The organism is Kribbella deserti (assembly GCF_042434725.1).
GTDB lineage: Bacteria > Actinomycetota > Actinomycetes > Propionibacteriales > Kribbellaceae > Kribbella > Kribbella deserti.
This window is the reverse complement of the sequence record NZ_JBHLTC010000042.1, coordinates 1-3,988: the sequence shown is the minus strand read 5'-3', so window position 1 is coordinate 3,988 and position 3,988 is coordinate 1. Positions and strand designations below refer to the sequence as shown.

Annotated in this window: 3 protein-coding genes and 1 pseudogene; 1 reads left to right on the top strand and 3 read right to left on the bottom strand. The window is 67.3% G+C overall.

Features of this window, described 5'->3' with window-relative positions; translation table 11 throughout:
* The 3 genes and pseudogenes from ACFFGN_RS34225 to ACFFGN_RS34215 form a co-directional block, all read right to left on the bottom strand.
* Nucleotides 1-193, bottom strand: a pseudogene (locus ACFFGN_RS34225) (fasciclin domain-containing protein); the annotation flags it as partial.
* Between the two features lie 118 nt (nucleotides 194-311).
* On the bottom strand, nucleotides 312-1,979 hold the full coding sequence (locus ACFFGN_RS34220; RefSeq protein ID WP_380056788.1) for a molybdopterin-dependent oxidoreductase: 1,668 nt from the start codon (nucleotides 1,977-1,979) through the stop codon (nucleotides 312-314).
* 82 nt (nucleotides 1,980-2,061) lie between these two features.
* Nucleotides 2,062-2,682, bottom strand: coding sequence for a flavin reductase family protein (locus ACFFGN_RS34215; protein WP_380056785.1), 621 nt, complete (start codon nucleotides 2,680-2,682; stop codon nucleotides 2,062-2,064).
* A 107-nt stretch (nucleotides 2,683-2,789) separates the two neighbouring features.
* On the opposite strand from ACFFGN_RS34215, the gene mgrA reads away from it, so the two are divergent.
* Nucleotides 2,790-3,824 carry an L-glyceraldehyde 3-phosphate reductase gene (mgrA, locus tag ACFFGN_RS34210; RefSeq protein ID WP_380056782.1) on the top strand — a complete coding sequence of 345 codons (1,035 nt, stop codon included), beginning with the start codon at nucleotides 2,790-2,792 and terminating at the stop codon, nucleotides 3,822-3,824.
* Nucleotides 3,825-3,988: the final 164 nt, after the last annotated feature.

Genomic DNA, 3,988 nt, shown 5'->3' with positions numbered 1-3,988 from the left:
GCCCGACCAGGTCCGACATCGGGTCGGCCATGGTCGGCTCCGAGGACGGGGCGGACGAGGCAGCGGACGACGGCGCCGAGGAGGGGGCCGCGTCGGCGGCCGGGCTGTCGTTGTCGCTGCCACAGGCGACGGTGACGAAGAGCAGGGCTACAGCAGAGGCGGCAAGACCGGCGCGACGGATGGTGTTCGACATGATGGTTGTTCTCCTTGGATTAGGAATGGTTCGAAACTCAGAAAGAGGAAGGCGAGATTGCGGGCGTTCAGCGCTCGCGGACGTCGCCACGTCCTGGTTCACCGGTTCGCGGTGTCGGTCACTCGACCATCACCACCACGTTGTGCCAGCCGCTGGAACCGTTCGGGCGAGGCCGGGCCCGGTCGGCGGTCTGCACCTGGCCGTCGCCATCAGTGGCGCGGACGGTGAGTTTGTGATTGCCCGGGGTGGCGTTCCACTGGAAGGTCCACTGGCGCCAGGTGTCGATCGAGTCCTCGGCCGCCAACTTGGCCGGCTGCCACTCGCCGTCGTCCACCTGGACCTCGATCTTGGTGATCCCCCGGCGCTGCGACCAGGCGACACCCGCCGCGACCGCGGGACCGGCTTTCACCGTCGCGAACGCCTTGGGTACGTCGATTCGCGAGGAGGTTTTGATCGGGGCTTCGACGGCCCAGTCCCGTTCGGTCCAGTAGGCGGTGAAGTCGGCGAAGCGGGTGACCTCGAAGTCCACGATCCACTTGGTCGCCGAGACATATCCGTACAGGCCGGGCACCACCATCCGGACCGGGAAGCCGTGGTCGAAGGGCAGCGGTTCGCCGTTCATCGCAAGTGCGAACAGCGCGTCCCGGCCGTCGGTCAAGGCGGCGAGCGGAGTGCCGATGGTCAGGCCGTCCACGCTGGTCGACTTGATCGCGTCGGCTCCGGAGCGAACGCCGGCCTCGGCCAGGATCGCGGCGATCGGTACGCCGATCCAGCGAGCGTTGCCGACGTACGGGCCGCCGACCTCGTTCGAGACACAGGTGAGGGTGATATCGCGTTCGACCAGCGGGCGGCCGAGCAGATCGGCGAAGGACAACCGCAGTTCGCGATCGACCATGCCGTGCACGCGCAACTCCCAGTCGCGGGGATCGACCTTGGGCACGGTGAGCAAAGTGTCGACGCGGTAGAAGGACTTGTTCGGGGTGACGAACCGGCTCACGCCCTCGACATCGACCGAAACACCCGCGGGCAAAGGCGGCGCGGCACTGGCGGGCTGGGGAATCCGGATACCGGCTCGAACCGATTCGTCCGTGCCACCGCCCACCAACCGCGAGGCTCCGAAGCCACCCACGCCGGCCACACCAAGCGCCATCGTCGTTGCCAGGAATCCCCGTCGATCGAAGCCTTCCGGCGCGGCGGCTTCCACCGGGGCGTCGTCGAGATCAGCCGTATCAGGCCGAGTGGGACGGTCCTCAGCTACCGAAGGAGACTCAGCCGGAGGCGAGTGCTTGCCAAAGGCAAGGACCCGGCGATGGCCAAGTGCTCGCAGTACCAGCAGGATGCCGATCGAAGCGACCAGCAAGGTCACGAACCCAGGGAGCAGGCGAGTGAACAAACTACCCGCGAGGCTCCGGCCGGATGCCGCCGCCAGGATCGCGGCGAGGCCGAGGACCACCGTCATGGCAAAGGCCAGCCGAGGGCGCCGTACGCCGAAAGAGCCTGCCAGCAAGGCGAAAACCGCCACCGCGAGCAGAACCGTGCCGATCAGGATCGGCTTGTCGGCGGTGCCGAGATTCTTGACCGCCCAGTCTTTCGCGGCACTGGGCGCTCGGTCGATCAACTGGGTGCCGACGCCAACTACCGGTGAAGTGCCACCGGCAAGGGCCGCGGTCAGTTCACCGAGACCGAGGCCCGCACCGGCTGCCAGCAAACCACCCAGGGCACCCTGGGCAACTCGCCGGCGCGAGTGGCCCGCCGTGGCCGCCTGCCGTGCTCTCGTCTTGGTCATGTGGGTGCTTCGGAGCGCCCTGGTGACCGGATGGGCCAGATCTCAGAAAAGAATCCGGCCCAGCTTCCAAAAGAGAACCGCCTTACCCGTCAGCAGAAAAGTGCCCGGGCCAATCGCCGTACCGGATCCGGCTGATCGAGCGGACGTCGCCGATCGTGCTCCACTCGTCCTTGCCGAGCCGGGCCAGTGGGCGCAACAGCCCGATCGCCGGGTGGTCTCCCTCGAGAACGGTGGAGTCCACCGCGATGTGCCGGACTCGCCCGATCACCACGGTCGAATCACCCAGCTCCAACGTGGTGTGCAGCCCGCATTCGATCGCGACGGGCGATTCGGCCACTCGCGGTACGGCGACGGTCAGCCCCGGCTCCGGCGTCAGGCCTGCGGCGGCGAACTCGTCCACCGAGGGCGGAAAGTCGGTCGCCGTGGCGTTGATCCGCTCGAACAAGGGCTCGGCGGCGAAGTTCACCACGAACTCACCGGTGGCCTCGGCGTTCGTCAGGCTGTCCTTGCGCCCCACCGAGGTGAACTGGACCATCGGCGGATCCACGCAGGACACGGTGAAGAACGAGTGCGGCGCCACGTTCGCGATACCGTCGGCCGACATCGTCGAGACCCAGGCGATCGGTCTCGGCACCACCACCGAGTTCAGCAGGCCGTAGAACGCCCGGACTCCGAGTTGGCCGGGGGAATAGTCGACACGCACCTGCCCAGGTTGTCACGGACTCCGCCTGAGGCGCGGCCGGTCCACCTGGTGGTTCGATACTAAACCGGTTGAGCGCAGCCGGGGTGGAGGTGGCAGACTCAGTGGACGTGACTGACTACGTAGCCGCTCCCGACCGGTACGACGACCAGATGACCTATCGCCGGACGGGCCGCAGCGGCCTGCAGCTGCCGGCGATCTCGCTGGGGCTCTGGCACAACTTCGGAGACGACAAGCCGAACGGCGTGCAGCGGGACATCCTGCGCCGGGCGTTCGACCTGGGCGTCACGCACTTCGACCTGGCGAACAACTACGGTCCGCCGTACGGTTCGGCAGAGACGAACTTCGGCACCCACTTCGCGCGGGACTTCCGCCCGTACCGGGACGAGCTGATCATCTCGACGAAGGCCGGTTACGACATGTGGCCCGGGCCGTACGGTCAGGGCGGCGGCTCGCGCAAGTACCTGCTGTCCTCGCTCGACCAGTCGCTGGGCCGCATGGGCCTGGACTACGTGGACATCTTCTACTCACACCGGTTCGACCCGGACACCCCGCTCGAGGAGACGATGGGCGCGCTGGATACGGCCGTCCGCTCCGGCAAGGCCCTGTACGCCGGCATCTCGTCGTACAGCGCTGAGCGGACCGCGGAGGCGGCCGCCATCCTCAAGGAGCTCGGCACGCCGCTGCTGATCCACCAGCCCTCGTACTCGATGCTGAACCGCTGGATCGAGGAGGACCTGCTCGACACCGTCGGAGAACTCGGCGTCGGCGTGATCGCTTTCTCCCCGTTGGCGCAGGGACTGCTGACGAACCGCTACCTGGACGGCGTGCCGGCGGATTCCCGCGCGGCACAGGGCAAGTCGCTCAGCACCGACATGCTGACCGAGCAGACCCTCAAGCACGTCCGGGCGCTGAACGAGATCGCCAAGCAGCGCGGCCAGTCGGTCGCGCAGCTCGCGCTCGCGTGGACCTTGCGCGACGACCGGGTCACCAGCGCGCTGATCGGTGCCTCGAGCGTGGCTCAGCTCGAGGACAACCTCGCCACGGTCAAGAACCTCGGCTTCAGCGCCGACGAACTGGCCGCGATCGACGCCGACGCGGTCGAGGCCGGCATCAACCTGTGGAAGAAGAGCTCGGAGGCTTAGGGCTTGGTTACGGACGGTGCTTGCGTGCTTGCGCCAGTACCGCCCGTCGGCGCACTCTGAGGATGTCCCCATTCCTCAGGAGGTACCGGACATGTCGGTCTCCACGGACGTTGTCAAGCTGTGTGGAGTCGTTTGGTGGTTTTTGGTGGTTGGTCGGGTTTGGG